This window comes from Neorhizobium alkalisoli, assembly GCF_007829835.1.
GTDB lineage: Bacteria > Pseudomonadota > Alphaproteobacteria > Rhizobiales > Rhizobiaceae > Neorhizobium.
In genome coordinates, this window is record NZ_VIWP01000001.1 from 452,213 (window position 1) to 470,666 (window position 18,454).

The 18,454-nt window shown below is 59.8% G+C and carries 16 protein-coding genes; 13 read left to right on the forward strand and 3 right to left on the reverse strand.

Translation table 11 applies throughout. From position 1 onward, the window contains the following. The first annotated feature begins 121 nt into the window (after positions 1 to 121). The 10 genes from FHW37_RS02090 to FHW37_RS02135 all read left to right on the forward strand — a co-directional run bounded on the left by FHW37_RS02090 (position 122) and on the right by FHW37_RS02135 (position 9,048). Complete coding sequence (locus FHW37_RS02090; RefSeq protein ID WP_145631900.1) at positions 122 to 670, forward strand: cupin domain-containing protein; 549 nt, start codon at positions 122 to 124, stop codon at positions 668 to 670. Between the two features lie 115 nt (positions 671 to 785). Next, complete coding sequence (locus tag FHW37_RS02095) at positions 786 to 1,319, forward strand: tetratricopeptide repeat protein (protein ID WP_145631903.1); 534 nt, start codon at positions 786 to 788, stop codon at positions 1,317 to 1,319. A gap of 35 nt (positions 1,320 to 1,354) precedes the next feature. Then, positions 1,355 to 1,960: an RNA polymerase sigma factor gene (locus FHW37_RS02100; RefSeq protein ID WP_145631905.1), complete on the forward strand. Its 606-nt coding sequence runs from the start codon at positions 1,355 to 1,357 to the stop codon at positions 1,958 to 1,960. Beyond that, positions 1,957 to 2,754 (forward strand): anti-sigma factor family protein, encoded by a 798-nt coding sequence (locus FHW37_RS02105; RefSeq protein ID WP_145631907.1) that lies wholly within the window; start codon positions 1,957 to 1,959, stop codon positions 2,752 to 2,754. The genes FHW37_RS02100 and FHW37_RS02105 overlap by 4 nt, the downstream gene beginning before the upstream one ends. 80 nt (positions 2,755 to 2,834) lie before the next feature. Continuing rightward, positions 2,835 to 3,431, forward strand: a complete 597-nt coding sequence (locus FHW37_RS02110) for a cytochrome b (RefSeq protein ID WP_145631909.1) — start codon at positions 2,835 to 2,837, stop codon at positions 3,429 to 3,431. A 150-nt stretch (positions 3,432 to 3,581) separates the two neighbouring features. Continuing rightward, positions 3,582 to 4,685 (forward strand): ubiquinol oxidase subunit II, encoded by a 1,104-nt coding sequence (gene cyoA / locus FHW37_RS02115; RefSeq protein WP_145631911.1) that lies wholly within the window; start codon positions 3,582 to 3,584, stop codon positions 4,683 to 4,685. Then, positions 4,672 to 6,672 (forward strand): cytochrome o ubiquinol oxidase subunit I, encoded by a 2,001-nt coding sequence (cyoB, locus tag FHW37_RS02120; RefSeq protein ID WP_145631913.1) that lies wholly within the window; start codon positions 4,672 to 4,674, stop codon positions 6,670 to 6,672. Before cyoA ends, cyoB begins: the two co-directional genes overlap by 14 nt. A gap of 1 nt (position 6,673) precedes the next feature. Continuing rightward, positions 6,674 to 7,300 carry a cytochrome o ubiquinol oxidase subunit III gene (gene cyoC, locus FHW37_RS02125; RefSeq protein WP_145631916.1) on the forward strand — a complete coding sequence of 209 codons (627 nt, stop codon included), beginning with the start codon at positions 6,674 to 6,676 and terminating at the stop codon, positions 7,298 to 7,300. Beyond that, a complete protein-coding gene (gene cyoD / locus FHW37_RS02130) occupies positions 7,297 to 7,647 on the forward strand; it encodes a cytochrome o ubiquinol oxidase subunit IV (protein WP_145631918.1) in 351 nt (116 codons plus the stop codon). Before cyoC ends, cyoD begins: the two co-directional genes overlap by 4 nt. A 198-nt stretch (positions 7,648 to 7,845) precedes the next feature. Then, positions 7,846 to 9,048, forward strand: coding sequence for a M24 family metallopeptidase (locus FHW37_RS02135; RefSeq protein ID WP_145631920.1), 1,203 nt, complete (start codon positions 7,846 to 7,848; stop codon positions 9,046 to 9,048). Between the two features lie 62 nt (positions 9,049 to 9,110). Here the strand turns inward: FHW37_RS02135 and FHW37_RS33440 are convergent, their stop codons facing one another. The 3 genes from FHW37_RS33440 to FHW37_RS02150 all read right to left on the reverse strand — a co-directional run bounded on the left by FHW37_RS33440 (position 9,111) and on the right by FHW37_RS02150 (position 14,643). Then, positions 9,111 to 10,877: a calcium-binding protein gene (locus FHW37_RS33440; RefSeq protein WP_186458111.1), complete on the reverse strand. Its 1,767-nt coding sequence runs from the start codon at positions 10,875 to 10,877 to the stop codon at positions 9,111 to 9,113. A 203-nt stretch (positions 10,878 to 11,080) separates the two neighbouring features. Continuing rightward, positions 11,081 to 12,373, reverse strand: coding sequence for an L-rhamnose catabolism isomerase (gene rhaI / locus FHW37_RS02145; protein ID WP_145631922.1), 1,293 nt, complete (start codon positions 12,371 to 12,373; stop codon positions 11,081 to 11,083). Between the two features lie 173 nt (positions 12,374 to 12,546). Next, positions 12,547 to 14,643, reverse strand: coding sequence for a bifunctional rhamnulose-1-phosphate aldolase/short-chain dehydrogenase (locus FHW37_RS02150; RefSeq protein ID WP_145631924.1), 2,097 nt, complete (start codon positions 14,641 to 14,643; stop codon positions 12,547 to 12,549). 201 nt (positions 14,644 to 14,844) lie between these two features. Here FHW37_RS02150 and FHW37_RS02155 point away from each other — a divergent pair, with 201 nt between their 5' ends. The 3 genes from FHW37_RS02155 to FHW37_RS02165 all read left to right on the forward strand — a co-directional run bounded on the left by FHW37_RS02155 (position 14,845) and on the right by FHW37_RS02165 (position 18,445). Further along, positions 14,845 to 15,663 (forward strand): DeoR/GlpR family DNA-binding transcription regulator, encoded by an 819-nt coding sequence (locus FHW37_RS02155; protein WP_145631926.1) that lies wholly within the window; start codon positions 14,845 to 14,847, stop codon positions 15,661 to 15,663. Positions 15,664 to 15,716: 53 nt separating this feature from the next. After that, entirely contained in the window at positions 15,717 to 16,712 is a 996-nt protein-coding gene (rhaS, locus tag FHW37_RS02160; protein WP_145631929.1) for a rhamnose ABC transporter substrate-binding protein, read from the forward strand. Between the two features lie 203 nt (positions 16,713 to 16,915). After that, complete coding sequence (locus tag FHW37_RS02165; RefSeq protein ID WP_145633777.1) at positions 16,916 to 18,445, forward strand: sugar ABC transporter ATP-binding protein; 1,530 nt, start codon at positions 16,916 to 16,918, stop codon at positions 18,443 to 18,445. Positions 18,446 to 18,454: the final 9 nt, after the last annotated feature.

An 18,454-nucleotide genomic window follows, 5' to 3' on the forward strand; every position in this document is an offset into this window, starting at 1 on the left:
AGAGGCTTGGGATATTTTTCGATGCCGAACAAGTCTTTTTCTGGACGGCACCAAGCCATTGAAATTCATGGGGTACGTTCGCTATAATTTCGATATTTCGAACAACCTGAACAGAAAAACCATGTCCGTCGATATCGGAAACCGCCTGCGCCATCTGCGGCTCGCCCATAACCTCTCCCAGCGCGAACTCGCCAAGCGCGCGGGCGTCACCAATTCGACCATTTCGCTGATCGAATCCAATTCCGCCAATCCCTCCGTCGGCGCCTTGAAGCGTATCCTCGACGGCATCCCGATCGGAATGGCGGAATTCTTCGCTTTCGAGCCGGAAAAGCCGAAAAAGGCCTTTTACGCAGCCGAGGAACTGACGGAGATCGGCAAGGGCCCGATTTCCTATCGACAGGTCGGCGAGAACCTGTTCGGCCGCAGCCTGCAGATTTTGAAGGAATGTTACCAGCCCGGCAGCGATACCGGCAAGGTGCCGCTGGTGCATGACGGCGAAGAGGGCGGCATTGTCCTCTCCGGCCGGCTGGAAGTGACCGTCGACGATGAACGCCGGATCCTCGGACCCGGTGATGCCTATTATTTCGAGAGCCGCAGGCCGCACCGTTTTCGTTGTGTCGGCCCGGCGCCCTGCGAGGTCATCAGCGCCTGCACCCCACCGAGTTTCTGAACCCCTGCTTCAGACCTTCGCGAGGGTTCTGAAAAAGATTTCGAATTTCGACCGAATAGGAAGCGGCATGCGGGTGTTCACTGCCCGCATATTCACCTCTCGGAGGAATTCCGCCATGACCCATTCCCGGATCCGTTTCGCCTCGCTCGCCATCAGCGCCTGCCTCGTGGCTGCCATCCACGCCGCACCGGTTCTTGCGGCCGGCGACGACGATAGCGAGACGCCCACCTGCAAGAAGGGCGAGATCTACGACACGAAGACGAAGCGTTGCGTCAAGCAGAGCTCCGACATCAGCGACCAGAACCGCACGGATTACGCCTACTCTCTGGCCAAGGCCGGCCGGTATGATGAGGCGCTCGCCATACTGGACACGGTGAAGGACCAGAACAACGCCGAGGTTCTCAATTATCGCGGCTATGCGACACGCAAGCTCGGCAAGACCGACGATGGCATTTCCTTTTATCTGCAGTCGGTTAAGCTCGATCCGCACTATGCCAAAGTCCGCGAATATCTCGGCGAGGCCTATGTCATCAAGGGTCAACTCGATCTGGCGCAAGAACAGCTCGCCACGATCAAGACGATCTGCGGCACGTCTTGCGAAGAGTATCAGGATCTGAACGAAGCAATCACCAATCCTTCGAAGATCTGAGACAATCGGAGGAGAGTGGCTTTGCGGAGATGCTGATGTCCGTCGCGGAAGGCAGCTTTCCTGCGTATAAGAACATCGACGCCCGATCGCCTGCCCTGCCGGCGGTCGGCCAGACAGTTGTGAATGCGGAGGATAAGATCGCGGGCGAAGCGGATATCCGGAACGGCCTGACCGAGAACCTGGCACGTCTGTGGCGTTATGCTCTCGTCCTGTCGCGGCAACGCGATCTGGCGGAAGATCTCGTGCAGGCGACCTGCGTGCGGGCGCTGGAACGGGCCGGGCAGTTTTCGCCCGGAACGCGGCTGGACCGTTGGCTTTTTTCGATCCTGCATTCGATCTGGCTGAACGATATCCGCGCCCGCAAGGTGCGGATGGGACAGGGATTCGTCGATGCGGACGAGGTTCTTGTTGTCGATGGCGCCCATGAGACGGAGACGCATGTGATGGCAAACCAGGTGATGCGCCGTGTCGAGGCCCTGCCGGATGCGCAGCGTTCCGCCGTGTTTCTGGCCTATGTCGAAGGCCTCTCCTATCGCGAGGTCGCAGCCGTGCTGGATATTCCGATCGGAACAGTGATGAGCCGGCTCGCCGCAGCCCGCGCCACGCTTGCGGCCGCCTCTTCTCCAGAGAGGCGCTCATGACCCTCAACCCGAACATGCCGAGCGACGAGGAACTGACGGCCTTCATCGATGGCGAACTGCCTGCGGCAGATGCCGCACGGCTGGCGAAACTGATCGAAGACGATGCAATGGTCGCCGAACGCGTCACTTTCCTCGCCAGTGCGAGCCTTTCCCTGAGCGAGGCCTATGCGCCATTGCTGGAAGCGGCGCCGAGCAACCGGCTGCAGGCGGGGCTCGACGCCTTGCCGTACTCAACATCGCGCGGGAAGAATGGTGTGAAAACACCTCTTCTGACGCGGCGCGTGTTGGCCGCCATGGCTGCATCGATCCTTGCAGGCGTGCTGATCGATCGTGCACTTCTGACCTTCGACCAATCGGAATCGCATGAAAGTGCCGACTGGCGCTCGGCGGTTGCCGATTATATGGCGCTTTATACCGCGCAGACACTCGCGGGGCCTGCACCAGACGTCGATGCACAGACTGCCCAACTTGCACATTTCCGTGGAGATATCGGTCTTTCGCTCTCGCCTCGTACGATCGCGCTGCCGGGCGCGGAATTCAGGCAGGCGCAGCTGCTGCGTTATAACGACCACCCGCTTGCCCAGCTGCTTTATCTCGATCCGCAGACCGGCCCCGTGGCGCTCTGCATCGTCGCCTCGAAATCCGGGGCAAGCGCGCCGGAGGCCGAAAGCCGCAAGGGCATGAATGTCGTCTACTGGTCGGACGGGGCGCATGCCTACATGCTGATCGGCCATAATTCCGCAGACAGAATGACGGAGATGGCGGAAGCCGTCCGCTCACGCATGACATCCTGACGCCACACCCGCTCACGGCGAGGTGATCGAATAGAATCGGTGGCCAACCTGTTCTCCGGTGACATCAATCGGAGCACAGCATGACTGCCATAGGACAAGAGACCATCCGAACCGCGCAGGGCGCCCGTTATGACGGCCTGACGATCGCCTTTCACTGGATCACCGCAATCGTTGTCATCTTCCAGTTTGCAAGCGCGCAGATCTGGCCGCTTCTGGAACGCGGCACACCGGCGCGGACCGGGGTGATCCAAAGCCATCTCACCCTCGGCGTGCTGCTCTCGGCCGTCATCCTTCTGCGTCTCGTCTGGCGCATCTGTTTCGGAAGACGGCATCCGGTTCGCCTGCCCTTAGGCCAGAGGCTTGTCGCCAATGTCGTCCATGGCCTGCTTTACGCGCTGCTGATAACCCAGGTCGCGCTCGGATATCTTCTCGGCTGGTCTTCCGGAAAACCGATTGCCGTCTTCGGCGTACCGAGCATCTCGCCGCTTTATGTCATCGCCGGCGAGAACCGGCACATGATCGGCGAACTGCATGACACGGTAGCCTGGATCATCATCGGCCTTGCCGTCGCGCATGCTGCCGCCGCGCTCTTTCACCACCATGTTCTGCGCGATGGAGTGCTGCGCTCGATGACCGGGCTGGCCCCGAAACGAGTCGGCCACGACGGACGCCCGTGACACGATTCTGCCTCCCGCAGGGGACCGGCTGCGACGGCAACCATCTTGCGGGAGGAGATGCCCTTGCAATTTGCGTGACAAAACACCACAGACCCCGGGCAGGTTGACCAATGTCAAGGCTCGCAGCCCTCCCGCGACTACCTTCCGGGCATGAGCCAGAAAACCTCCCTAACCCGATATTTTTGCAGATTCGCACCGCTTCTCGCTCTGTCCGTTCTCGGCGGCTGCCAGAAGATGGTTGTGATGTTCCCGACAGGAGATATCGCTGTTCAGCAGCGCAATCTCATCCTCGTAGCACTCGGATTGATGCTTCTCGTCATCGTTCCGGTGATGACACTCACCGTGGTTTTCGCCCTGCGCTACCGCAAGGGCAAATCCCCGGGCCGGTACGATCCGTCCTTCACCCACTCGGCTCCGATCGAAGTGGTGATCTGGACCGTCCCGCTTCTCATCATCGGGTGTCTCGGCGTAATCACCTGGATCACCAGCCACACGCTCGACCCGTTCCGTCCGCTCGACCGGATCTCTGCCGACAAGCCGCTTTCGAAGGACGTCAAGCCGCTCGAAATTCAGGCCGTCGCCATGGATTGGAAATGGCTGTTCATCTATCCCGAACAAGGCATTGCCACCGTCAATGAACTGGCGCTGCCGGTCGATGTCCCGGTCCGCTTCTCCATCACCGCCACCAGCCAGATGAACACGCTGTCGATCCCGACGCTGGCCGGCATGATCTACGCAATGCCCGGCATGAAATCCATGCTGCATGCCGTCCTCAATGAACCCGGCGAAAGCTTCGGTTATTCCGGCAACTATACCGGTGCCGGTTATTCCGACATGCGCTTTGCCATGCACGGCCTCGACAAGGCCGGTTTCGATCAATGGGCCGCGGGGATAAAGGCCGCCGGCGACGATCTCTCGACCGAAAAATACATCGCTCTCGATCAGCCGAGCATCAAGGTGCCGGTCATGCACTTCTCCAGCGTCACATCCGGCATTTTCGACCGTGTGGTCAACCGCTGCGTCACCCCCGGCACGGAATGCATTGCCGATATCATGCGCAAGGACCGGTCTCTCGATCGCGACAATGGCGGCATCTTCATGCCCACCATGGACCACTCATCGATGAATATGGGTGCGAATACCCAATCCGGCACGGTCAGCACCATCGCCTCCAATACTGCGGGCAAGCTTGACCTTTCCAACACCGGCGCGCTGACCGCGCCTGAACATCAGGGTTCCCATGCAAAACACTAGTCTCCCCTCGGCGATATTCGGGCGTCTTTCGCTCGACAGTCTGCCCCTTCACGAGCCGATCCTGGTCGGCACCTTCATCGCGGTTGCAGCGCTCGGCCTGATCGTCGTTGCCGCCCTCACCTACTTCCGCCTCTGGGGTTATCTCTGGAAGGAATGGTTCACCAGCGTCGATCACAAGAAGATCGGCATCATGTATATCGTGCTCGGCATCATCATGCTTCTGCGCGGTTTCTCCGACGCCGTCATGATGCGCCTGCAACAGGCCATCGCTTTCGGCGGCAATGAGGGTTTCCTTCATTCCAGCCACTATGATCAGATCTTTACCGCCCACGGGACGATCATGATCTTCTTCGTGGCGATCCCGCTTGTCGTCGGCATCGTCAATTTCGTCATGCCGCTGCAGATCGGCGCGCGCGACGTCGCCTTCCCCTACCTCAACAATCTCAGCTTCTGGCTGACGGTTGCAGGTGCGGTCCTGGTGATGCTCTCGCTTTTCATCGGCGAATTCGCCCGCACCGGCTGGCTCTCCTACGCGCCGCTGGCTGAAAAGGCCTATAGTCCGGATAGCGGAGTCGACTATTATCTCTGGTCGCTCGAAATCGCCGGCATCGGCACGACCCTCTCGGCCGTCAACATGGTGGCAACCATCGTCAAGATGCGCGCCCCCGGCATGACCCTGATGAAGATGCCTGTCTTCGTCTGGACCGCGCTCTGCAGCAACGTTCTCGCCATCGCCATCTTCCCGGCGCTGACGGCTGCCTTCTTCCTCCTGATCCTCGACCGTTATCTTGGCACTGCGTTCTTCATCAACGATCTGGGCGGCAGCCCGATGTTGTACTGGAACATGGTCTGGATGTGGGGCCACCCGGAAGTCTATGTTCTCGTTCTCCCGGCCTTCGGCATCTATTCCGAAATCACCTCCACCTTCACCGGCAAGCGTCTCTTCGGTTATGCGTCGATGGTCTACGCCACCGTCGTCATCACCATCCTGTCCTATCTGGTCTGGCTGCACCACTATTTCACCATGGGTTCCGGCGCGAGCGTCAACGCTTTCTTCGGTATCGCCACGATGGTGATCGCCATTCCGACCGGCGCAAAGGTGTTCAACTGGCTGTTCACGATGTTCCGCGGCGAAATCCGCTTCGAACTGCCGATGATGTGGGTTGTCGCCTTCATGCTGACCTTCGTGGTGGGCGGCATGACCGGCGTTCTGCTCGCCGTCCCGGCAGCCGACTTCGTGCTGCACAACACGCTGTTCCTGGTGGCGCACTTCCATAACACCATCATCGGCGGCGTCGTGTTCGGCCTGTTTGCCGGGATGACCTACTGGTTCCCGAAGGCCTTTGGCTTCAAGATGGACGAGTTCTGGGGCAAGGTTGCCTTCTGGGGCTGGGTCATCGGCTACTGGGTCGCCTGGACACCGATCTATATCGTCGGCCTGATGGGTGCGACCCGCCGCGTCAACCACTTCGACGACCCGTACTTCCAGCCTTACTTCATCGTCGCCGCAATCGGCGCCGTCATCATCCTCATCGGTGTTCTCGGCTTCGTCATGGCAATCGTCATGGGCATCGTGAAGCGCAACAAGCTGCGCGACGTCACCGGCGACCCCTGGGATGGCCGCACCCTCGAATGGTCGACCTCGTCTCCGCCGCCGGCCTATAACTTCGCCATCACGCCCGTCGTCTACGATCTCGACGCCTGGCAGGATATGAAGGAGCATGGCTACAAGCGCCCGACCGACGGTTTCCGCCCGGTCCACATGCCCCGCAACACACCGGTCGGCCTGTTCGTCTCGGCACTCGCCGTAACCCTCGGCTTCGGCATGGTCTGGTACATGTGGTGGCTGGCAGCGATCAGCTTCGTGGGCATCGTCGCGCTCTCGATCCTCCACACCTTCAACTATCGCCGTGATTTCTACATCCCGGCAGATACGGTCGCCCTTGTCGAAGGCAAGCGCACCCAGTCCCAGGAAGCGAGGGCCTGACATGAGCACCCATATCGTCGACAAGAATACCCCGCGCGTCTATCACCGCCCGGACGAAGAACATGAGCATAGTGGCGGTGCCACCATGCTCGGCTTCTGGATCTACCTGATGAGCGACGCGCTCATCTTCGCCTCGATCTTCGCCGTCTATGGCGTGCTGAGCCGCAATTATGCCGGCGGCCCGGCACCGCAGCAGCTGTTCGAACTGCCGCTGGTGGCGCTCAACACAGCATTCCTGCTGGCTTCGTCGATCACGTTCGGGGTTGGCATGCAGGCCATGGAAGCGGACGACAAGGGCCGCACGCGGTTCTGGCTCGCCATCACCGGCCTGCTCGGCCTCGCCTTCCTCGGTGTGGAACTGAGCGAGTTTGCAAGCCTGATCGCCGAAGGCGCAACGCCGCAGCGTTCCGCCTTCCTGTCGGCCTTCTTCACGCTGGTCGGCACCCACGGCACGCACGTCTTCTTCGGCCTGATCTGGCTGGTGACGCTGTTTGTCCAGATCGGCCAGCGCGGCCTGACTGCCGACAACAAGCGCCGGATCATGTGCCTGTCGATGTTCTGGCACTTCCTCGACATCATCTGGATCGGCGTCTTCACCTTCGTCTATCTGTTTGGAGCACTCCGTTGACCGCACATCACTCCAGCACCCCTCATTCCTCGGGTCATGCCAGCAAAGGCAACCTGTGGACCGGATCGATCCTGTCGATCCTCCTCACCGTCATCCCGTTTGCGCTGGTCATGTCCGGCGCATTCGGAGCCGGCGCCGGCGTAACGGTCGCGATCTTCCTCTGCGCCATGGTGCAGATCGTCGTCCACGTCTATTACTTCCTGCACGTCAACAGACAGGCCGAAAATGGCTGGACGCTGCTCGCCTTCCTCTTCACGGCGATCATCGTCATCATCACCATCTTTGGCACGATCTGGGTCATGTACCACCTGAATGCCAACATGATGCCGATGCGCATGGACGGTTGAGGCCTTTTGGGGCCGCAGACATTCAGACAGCAATCAGAAGAGGCGGGATCAATCCCGCCTCTTTTTATAAGATTTCGACCATGTCGACAGTTTGTATTCTCTATCAAAAGCGGGCATGTTCGGTTTGATTTGACGGCCTCCGCTTTCCGGTGGAATGGATGCCGGAAGGACAAGACAATCCGCTCGCATGGAGCCAGCATGACCGCCCCCGCCTATAAATCCTACGAACAGTCGCTCAAGGAATTCGAAAACATCGCCGCCGCCGTCGCGCCGATCTCGATCGAGGAGCTTCAGGCCCGCATTGAAAAACTGCAGTCGCTGATGCTGGCGGCGGGTGTGAAGGCCGTCTATCTCGACACCTCGACCAGCCTCACCTATTTCACCGGCATGACGCTTGGCGCGAGCGAGCGCATGCACGGCGCCATCATCCCCTCCTCCGGCACTCCGATCTATATCAGCCCGGCCTTCGAGGAGCCAAAAACCCAGACGCTGATCAAGATCGCCGGCGAGATTGCCGTATGGGAAGAGCATGAAGATCCGGCAGCGATCGTCGCCGACCTGATCTGCGGCCTCGACGCCAAGGGCAGCGCGCTTGCCTTCGATCCGGCGACGCCTTTCCTCTTCTCGAGCCCGATCACGGCTGCGATCGGTGCCCGCCTGACGGTAATCGGCGCCAAGGAGCTGATCGCCGAATGCCGGCAGATCAAGTCCGCCACCGAAATCGCCATCATCCAGACCGCGATGACGGCCAGCCTCCGCGTCCACAAGGCCGTCTGGGAAGGTCTCTATGAAGGTGTCTCGACCACCGAGATCACCGATTTCATCCAGGCCGCACATATCAAGCTCGGCATGCGGCACGTCTTTGCCGCTGCGCAGTTCGGTGAGGCGACCGCCTATCCGCATGGCGTTCCCTATGCCCAGACCCTGAAGAAGGGCGACATGGTGCTGATCGACCTCGGTGCGCATATCCATCGCTACTGCTCCGACATCACCCGCACCTATGTCTTCGGCGAGGCGACCGAGCGACAGCGCGAACTCTGGAACCTTGAGAAGAAGGCGCATCGCGCCGCCTTCGCGGCGGCACAAATCGGCGTCCGCTGCGAGGATGTCGATGCCGCCGCCCGAAAAGTCCTGACCGATGCCGGTTACGGACCGGATTACCAGGTGCCGGGCCTGCCGCACCGTACAGGTCACGGGCTCGGCATGGAGCTGCACGAAGATCCCTTCATCGTGCGCGGCAACAAGACCGAGCTGAAACCCGGCATGGTCTTCTCCGACGAGCCGATGCTCTGCGTTTATGGCGAATGCGGCGTGCGGCTGGAAGACATCATCTACATGTCCGAAACCGGCCCGGTCTTCTTCACCGAACCATCGCCTTCGATCGACAAGCCTTTCGGCTGAAGGCAATGAAAAAAGGGCGGAGCCAAGAAAGCTCCGCCCTTTTCTATTCCGGTAAGTTCGTCTCAGACGATCAGGAAATCCGACGCCGTCAGCGCGATGTGATGGTCGAGCGTTGCGATGAGCGTCATCCCGCCGGCCTTGTTACCGTTGGAATCGTAATAGACCGCACCCTTGGCCTTGTCATAGATGATGTGCTCGGAAGCATCCTTGGCCTTGGTGCCGGTGACGAAATCGCTCTTGTCGAGCACACCGCGGTCCAGCGCTTTGAAATAACGCTTTTCGAGCTCGAACTTGTCGTTGTTGCCAGCCTTGTTGGTGAAGTCGGTGATCACGTCTGCATTCAGCTTCGATGGCTTTTCGGCAAAGACGAACGTGTCGTTGCCGGAACCACCGGTCAGTATATCCTTGCCGAGACCGCCCGACAGCCGGTCATTGCCGGTGCCGCCGTTCAGCGTATCGGCACCGCCGAGGCCAAAAAGCGTATCATTGCCGGTATCACCGGAGAGAAAATTGCCGAGGCTGTTGCCGGTCAGCCGGTCATTGCCGCCCAGTCCGGCAATCGTTCCGGAAGCATCGACCTTGAGATTGTCGGCAACGCCGCTGCCGCGCCCAAAGACCATTCCGGCAATGCCCTCATCGTCGGCATCGATGGAATCCGAATTATAGGTGATGACGAAACCGCCGCCCGAAAGCGCCGCGACCGAGACATCCGCCTGCTCGTCATATTTATCCACATCGAAGCCGACAGTGAAAACCTTGCTGATCGGCTTGCCGGTCGATGAGAGGATCATCGCATAGGCGTCGTCCGCCACCTCGCTTTTCACCATCGAATCCTGCGTCCAGGTAACGACGTACTGACCGGTCGCAAGCTGCGCCATCTCGATATCGCCAGGGACATCCGGTTTGTCGAAGATCACGATCGGCTTGATGATCTGCTTGCCGCTGGCGTCATAGGCGCTGAAGAAGATCTGCTTGTGCAGATCCTTGGTCGAGGCCGACCAGTCGAGATTGGCAACCGCGAAACCGCCGCCGGAGCGCGCGGCGACCGCATAACCGAAATTCTCGCTGTCGCTCCACACCCCGCCGGCACCACCGAAATGCGGAGTAAGCCCGATATCCGACTTGATGACCTTGCCATGGCTGTCAAAAATGCTGGCGCGGATCTGGTTCTGGCCATCCGAACTGCCGTCGTCGATCGCAGCTTCCGAATTCCAGATGACGACGCTGTTGCCGTTGCTGAGCGCCGCGGACTTGGTGACGAGTTCGTCGAAATCGTTCGACTTGGTGTTCAGGACCTTGTCGATGCCGCGAGGCGTGCCATTCGCATCATAAGCGCGGGCATAAACCTCGTCGAAATTGGGGCCAGAGGCATCGATGCCGAAAGAGATGACAAAGCCGCCATCGCCGGTGGCGACGACATCCGGATCGACGGTCTTGAAGGAAGAGACCGTATCGACGGCAAGCACATTACTGACGGGCTGACCGGACGTGTTGAAAATCTGGGCGCGGACATGGGCGCCATTGGTGAAGATCGGATCGTCCAGCGTCTCGATCCAGGTCACGACGATATTGCCGTTCTTGAGCTGCGTTGCTTGCGGCACGCCCGAATAGGCGCCATTGATGCCGCGCATCACCATTTCACCGCCGAGGCGCTGGCCGCTCGCATCGTAAAACTGGCCGGCGACATAGTTGGAGGCCACGTCGCTATCGTCATATTCGTTGAAATAGCTGGACCAGGTCACGAGAAAGCCGCCGCCCTTCAGGGCCAAGACGTTTGATTCTCTCTGCCAATTGCTTTCGTAGGAATTCACCCGAAACTCATATGCCATTGAATTCTCCTGCCTCAAAAATCCAAGCAAATAAAAACCGAAGCGCGCATATCAATAGCGCGCATATCAATTTGCGTTTGTGACAATCAGCTAAAAGAAGACGATACTTGGGCGGCCGTGTAACAGGCAGACGAAAAAACCGGCCAATCACCGAGAATGGCCGGTTTTCTTCAATGATTGATGCAGATGCCGGATAAGCGGCGTCAGACGATCCCGCCGCTGCCTCCAACGCAAGCAGGACGCTCGGCCGCAACCCGCTTGCGATAACCGCTGGCACGATAGGTTGCGATCGGATCAATGGCACCGCCGGCACGCCGGCGGGCTTCCGCCAGGATGGGTTCGACATCGCTGCGATAGGCGCGCTTCAGCGTATCCGTCGCCATCATCGCATCATTGCCATCCTGGAACCCGGCTAGCGCCGCGCGGTCGACGAGTAGCGCCTGCGCATAGGCACGGCGGATCTCGTTCGCGCTGGAAATCAGGCTTTCGATCGGGTCGGTGACATTGTGCGACTGGTCGATCATATGGGCCGGATGAAAGCCTTTGACCCCACGGGCTTCGGCATCGACGAGCTCGTTGAAGACGAGGAACAGGCGGTAAGGTTCGATCGAACCCGCATCCAGATCGTCGTCGCCATATTTGCTGTCGTTGAAATGGAAACCGCCGAGCTTCTTGAACTGGATGAGGCGGGCGACGATCATCTCGATATTGGTATTCGGCGCATGATGCCCGAGATCGACGAGGCAGAAGGCCTTTTCGCCGAGGGTCTGAGCGATCAGGTAATTGGTGCCCCAGTCCTGCACGACCGTCGAATAGAAAGCCGGCTCGTACATCTTGTGCTCGGAAAACATCCGCCAGTCGTCCGGCAGCGCCTTGTAGATATCGGCCATGGAGGAGAGGTAACGTTCGAACTGGCGGGTAAAATTGCTCTGGCCGGGAAAGTTGGAGCCGTCGCCGATCCATACGGTCAGGGCCTTCGAGCCGATCGCATTGCCAATCTCGATACATTCGATGTTGTGCTCGACGGCCTGCGCGCGGGTGGCGGCATCGGTATGGCTGAGCGAGCCGTATTTATAGGAATGCTTCTGGTCCGGTGCATCCGAAAACGTGTTGGAATTCATCGCGTCGAAACCGAGACCGAGTTCTTGCGCCTTGGCGACGAGGTCCTTCGGGTCGGTCTTGTCCCAGGGAATGTGCAGCGACACGGTCGGCGTCGCGCGGGTCAGCTGGTGGATGACGGCGCAATCATCGAGCTTGTCGAAAATCCCGCGCGGCTCGCCTTCGCCGGGGAAGCGGGCGAAACGCGTGCCACCGGTGCCGACCCCCCAGGACGGGACGGCGACGAAAAATTCCGACACCTTTTGCGTGATCGCCCCGATATCGACGCCGCGGCGCGACAGATTTTCACCGAGCGCTGCGTAATCGGATGTGAGCGCTTTTGAGCGCTTTTCGTTTTCGGCAGCGATCACGTCGGCTGCGATTTTTAGTTCGGTCATTGAAAATCCTCCCTGGAGTGCGTCGCGCCCCTCATCCGGCTGCCGCCACCTTCTCCCCGTTCTGACGGGGAGAAGGGATATGCCGCACCCTATCCACTTCTCTCCAACATCGTGTGGGGCAAGTCCCCTCTCCCCGCCTGCGGGGAGAGGGTTAGGGTGAGGGGCAACCTGATTTACCGCGTGAAACTCTGCGCATTGCCGGCATCGACATTGATGATGTTGCCGGTCGATTTCGCCGAAAAATCGGAAGCGAGGAAATAGATCGCCTCGGCAATGTCTTCCGGAAACACGTTCAGCTTCAGCATGGAGCGCTTGCGGTAATGTTCCTCAAGCTCGCTGATATCGATCTTGGAGGATGCCGCCCGCTGTTCGCGCCACTCGCCGCTCCAGATCTTTGAGCCGCGCAGGACAGCATCCGGGTTGACCGTGTTGACGCGAATGCCCGCATCCGCGCCTTCCAGTGCAAGGCACCGGGCGAGATGGATTTCCGCAGCCTTGGCCGTGCAATAGGCAGACGCATTCGGCGACGAGGCAAGTCCGTTCTTGGAGGCGACGAAAACCACGTTACCCCCGAGTTTCTGACGCCGGAACAGGCGAAATGCCTCGCGCGAAACAAGGAAATAACCGGTCGTCAGGATATCGATATTCTTGTTCCACATGGCAAGCGTCGTCTCCTCGACCGGCGCCGACGAGGCAATTCCGGCATTGGAAACGAGGATATCGACACCGCCGAATTCGACGCTCGCCTCTGCGAAAGAGGCCAGAACAGCGTCTTCCTTGGTGACGTCGAGGCCGACGGTGCGTACCGAATCGCCGCCATAAGCCTTGGCAAAATCCTCACCGGCCGATTTCAGCGCCTCAGGATCGATATCAGCCAGCACCACGCAGGCGCCCTCGCCGATCAGCCGGGCCGCCGTCGCACGGCCGATGCCGCCGGCGCCGCCGGTGACGAAGGCGACCTGTCCCGCAAGACTTTTCGGCTTCGGCATGCGCTGGAGTTTTGCCTCTTCCAGCAGCCAGTATTCGATATCGAATGCTTCCTGTTCCGGCAGGCCCTGATATTCGGACACCGTCGAGGCGCCGCGCATGACATTGATGGCGTTGACGTAGAACTCACCGGCAATGCGCGCCGTCGCCTTGTCCTTGGCAAACGAGAACATGCCGACGCCGGGAACCAGAAAGATGACCGGATTGGGATCACGCATTTTTGGCGAGTTATCGTGCTTGCAGGTCTCGTAATAGCGACTGTAATCTGCGCGATAATCCTCCAGCGCTTTGTCGAGGCCTGCGACGACTGCATCGGCATCCGGCTTGGCCGGATCAAAATCGACGATCAGCGGCCGAATTTTCGTGCGCAAAAAGTGGTCGGGGCAGGATGTGCCAAGGCTACCCAGCGGCTTCAGGTTCTTTGAATTGACGAATTCCAGCACAGCGTCCTGATCGTCGAAATGGCCGAGCTTGCGCTCCGCCTTGCCGATCCGGCCGCGGATTTCCGGCATCAGTTTTGCGGCGATCGACCGGCGCTCTTCAGCGCCGAGGCTTTTTGCGCTGGCACCGCCAAAGATCGTCTTGCCTTCGGTTTCCTTGGCAAACCACTCGATCGCTTTGTTGATGATCTCGAGCGTCAGCAAGTAGCAATCCTTGGCATCATCCGCCCAGGTGAACAGGCCGTGGCTTTCGAGCACGACGCCCTTGGCAGCAGGATTGGCCTTCACGAAGGCTTCGAGATCGAGGCCGAGCTGGAAGCCCGGACGGCGCCAGGGCAGCCAGCCGATATCGCTGCCGAAGATTTTTTGCGTCAGCTCACGGGAGTTCTTCGATGCAGCAATCGCGATGATCGCATCCGGGTGCATGTGATCGACATGGGTAAACGGCACGAAACCATGCAGTGGCGTATCAATAGAGGCGGCGCGCGGATTAAGGTTGAAGGTGCAATGCGGCAGGAAACCGACCATCCGGTCTTCGTCTTCCACTCCCTTGTAGATGCCCTTCAGGGCTTCCAGCTTGTCCATGTAGAGGGTGGAGAAACCGTCGAGCTTGATCGTGCCGACATCGCCGCCGGACCCCTTCACCCACATGACCTTCACCTTTTCACCGGTCAGGGGGTCGGTTTCCATCACCTTGGCGGATGTATTGCCGCCACCGTAATTGGTGATGCGCTTGTCGCTGCCGAGAAGATTGGAGCGGTAGAGCAGCTTGCCCGGCTCGTCGAGCGAGGCGGCATAAGTGTCATCCCAACGGTTTTCGAGAAGGCGGGTTTGGCCCGTCATGTCGTCCTCCCTGACGATTTTAAGATCGGCGGCGCCAGTTCCTCCTTGCGCCATCGCTTGGCATGGTATCGCGCAATGTTTCTCGGCTTGTCAATCGCAAACGATCAATTTCAATCATATTGCGTCGCAGCAAAAGATTTTATGATTGGTTATGATTGACAAGCTTCCGTTTATGACAATAGTTGGCATCAGGAGGACCCCATGCACGAACGCGAACGCCATCGCATCATTCTGAGCGCGATCCAGGAAAAGCCTGTGATTACGATGCAGGATATTGCCGAACTGACGGAAGCGTCCGAAGCGACGATCCGCCGGGATATCGCGTCGCTGCATGTGCAGGGAAAGCTGCGCCGGGTGCGCGGCGGCGCGGAAGCCGTGCATCCGCCGCAGATCGGCCAGCTTGCCGCCCGGTCGTTCCGGGTGTCCGAATCCGTCAATATCGACAAAAAGCGCTCAATCGCCCGTCAGGCGGTGGAGATGTGCGAGGAAGGCGAGTCGATCATCATCAATGGTGGAACGACGACGTTCCAGATGGTGCATTACATGACCTCGCGCCGCATGCAGGTCATGACCAATTCGTTTGCCATCGCCGAACATCTGGTCAAGCATTCGAAGAGCAATGTGACGGTGCCGGGCGGCGCGATCTATCGCGAGCAGAGCCTGATCCTGTCGCCCTTCGACAATGACGCGATCCGCAATTTTTATGCTCGCCGGATTTTCATCGGCGCACAGGGCATCGGCCCGCTCGGCATCATGGAGCCGGATGCGCTGGTGATCCAGAGCGAACAGAAGCTGATGCACCAGGCCGAGGAACTCGTCGTCATGGCCGACTCGTCGAAATTCCAGAAACGGTCGAGCATGATTCTGTGCCCGCTGGAGCGGGTATCGGTGATCATCACCGATGAAGGGATCAGCGAGGAGGCTGTCCGCATGGTGGAGAATGCGGGCGTAAAACTGGTCATCGCGCGGGCGAAGGATGCCCCGCAACTGGACGAGGAAGATACCCCGTCGGTCGCATGAAGCGCCGCCGGGAGGGGACTGAACATTGATCAATCTTTGGGAGGAGAATTGACATGAAACTTGCGAAAAAACTGGCAATCGGCGTGGCAATGGCCGTCGTCATGATGTCGTCCGCGGCAAGCGCCAAGGATATGAAGATCGCGCTCGTGGTGAAATCGCTCGGCAACGGCTTCTTCGAAGCTGCCAACAAGGGTGCGCAGGAAGCGGCCAAGGAACTCGGCGGCGTCGAGATCATCTATACCGGCCCGACGACCACGACGGCCGAAGGCCAGATCGAGGTCATCAACTCGCTGATCGCCCAGGGCGTCGATGCGATCGCCATTTCCGCCAACGACCCCGATGCCGTCGTCCCGGCCCTGAAAAAGGCAGCCCAGCGCGGTATCAAGGTGATTTCGTGGGATTCGGGCGTTGCCCCGGCAGGCCGTATCCTGCAGCTCAACCCGTCGTCTAACGAGCTGATCGGCAAGATGTGCCTGCAGCTGGCAGCCGACCATCTCGAAGGCGGCAAGGGCGATTTCGCCATTCTGTCTGCCACCACCACCTCGACCAACCAGAATATCTGGATCGGCGAGATGAAGAAGCAGCTGAAGGATTTTGCCGGCCTCAACCTCGTCACCACCGTTTATGGCGACGATCTGGCCGACAAGTCCTATCGCGAAGCCCAGGGTCTCCTGACATCACAGCCGAACGTCAAGGTTATCGTCGCTCCGACCACGGTCGGCGTGCTGGCCGCCTCGCAGGCCGTCAAGGATGCCGGCAAGATCGGCAAGGTCTATGTCACCGGTCTCGGCCTCCCCTCCGAAATGGCGGGCGCCATCAAGTCCGGCGCGACGAAGGAATTCGCCATCTGGAACCCGATCGACCTCGGTTATTCCGCAGCCCAGATCTCCTACCATCTGGTCAAGGGTGACGCGACCGGCAAGCCGGGCACGGATATCCCCGCCGGCCGCATGGGCAAGATCAAGATCGGCGAGAACGGTGAAGCCGCCATGGCAGACCCCTTCGTCTACAACGAAAAGAACATCGACCAGTTCTCGAAGATCTTTTGATCTGACGTTCCGAAAGTCTCTGCCCCTCACCCTAGCCCTCTCCCGCATGCGGGGAGAGGGGACGTGCCTCGAGTGGGGCATAGAGCGTGCCGCTTGTGTCCTTCTCCCCGTCAGAACGGGGAGAAGGTGCCCGGCAGGGCGGATGAGGGGCTCCATGCCCAAGGGGCATCTTCAGGTGAAACAAAATGAATGCTGTCGCGCCTATGACCGATGAGAGACCTGTCGAGCAGGCCAGACCTGCCGCAAAGACGCCCATCCTGGAAATGCGCGGCATCAGCCAGATCTTTCCGGGTGTGAAGGCACTCGATGGGGTCAGTATCGCGCTCTATCCCGGCGAAGTGACCGCCCTGATCGGCGAAAACGGCGCGGGAAAATCGACGCTGGTGAAAATCCTCACCGGCATCTACCGTCCCACCGAAGGCGAAATCCTGATCGACGGAACGCCTGTGACCTTCACCAGCGCACAGGCCGCAACCGACGCAGGCGTTACCGCCATCCATCAGGAAACGGTGCTGTTCGACGAGCTGACGGTCGCCGAAAACATCTTTCTCGGCCACGCGCCCCGCACCCGTTTCCGCACCATCGACTGGCGGGCGATGAACACGCGCGCCGCCGAACTCCTGCACGCGCTCGAAAGCGAAATCGATCCGACCATCCGGCTGAAGGACCTGTCCATCGCCCAAAGGCATCTGATCGCAATAGCCCGCGCATTGTCGGTCGAGGCGCGGATCGTCATCATGGACGAACCGACCGCCGCACTCTCGCGCAAGGAAATCGACGATCTCTTCCGCATCGTCGAGGGGCTGAAACGGCAAGGCGCGGCCATCCTCTTCATCAGCCACAAGTTCGACGAGGTTTATGAGATCGCCGAAAATTTTGCGGTCTTCCGAGATGGCCGCGCCGTCGGCCATGGACGGCTGGCCAAAACGCCGCAGGACGAGATCGTCCGCCTGATGGTCGGCCGCGACGTCGCCAACGTCTTTCCGAAGATCGAGGTTTCGATCGGCAGTACCGTTCTCTCCGTCAAAAACTACTGCCATCCGACCGAATATCGCGACATTTCCTTCGAACTGAAGCGCGGCGAGATCCTTGGCGTCTATGGCCTGATCGGCGCCGGCCGTTCGGAACTCTGCCAGTCGCTGTTCGGCGTTACGCAACCCTCCTCCGGCGCGCTGACGCTGGAAGGAACGCCCGTCAGCATTCGCTCGCCACGCGATGCGATTGCCGCCGGCATCGTCTATGTGCCGGAAGAGCGCGGCCGGCACGGGCTCGCTCTGCCCATGCCGATCTTCCAGAACATGTCGCTGCCGTCGCTGACAAAGACTTCGCGCTCCGGCTTTCTCAAGGCGGCCAACGAACTGGCGCTGGCCCGCCAATATGCCGAGCGGCTGGATCTGCGGGCCGCAGCCCTTTCCGTGCCGGTCGGCACGCTGTCGGGCGGCAACCAGCAGAAGGTTGTGATCGGCAAATGGCTCGCGACCCAGCCGAAAGTGATCATTCTCGACGAACCGACCAAGGGCATCGACATCGGCTCCAAGGCCGCCGTGCACGGTTTCATCAGCCAGCTCGCCTCGGAAGGCCTGTCGATCATCATGGTCTCGTCCGAACTGCCGGAAATCCTCGGCATGTCCGACCGTGTTCTGGTCATGCGCGAAGGCCTGTCCGCCGGCATTTTCGATCGGCCGCAGCTCAACCCCGAAACGCTGGTGCGCGCTGCCACCGGCAATGCGTGAGGGAGATCA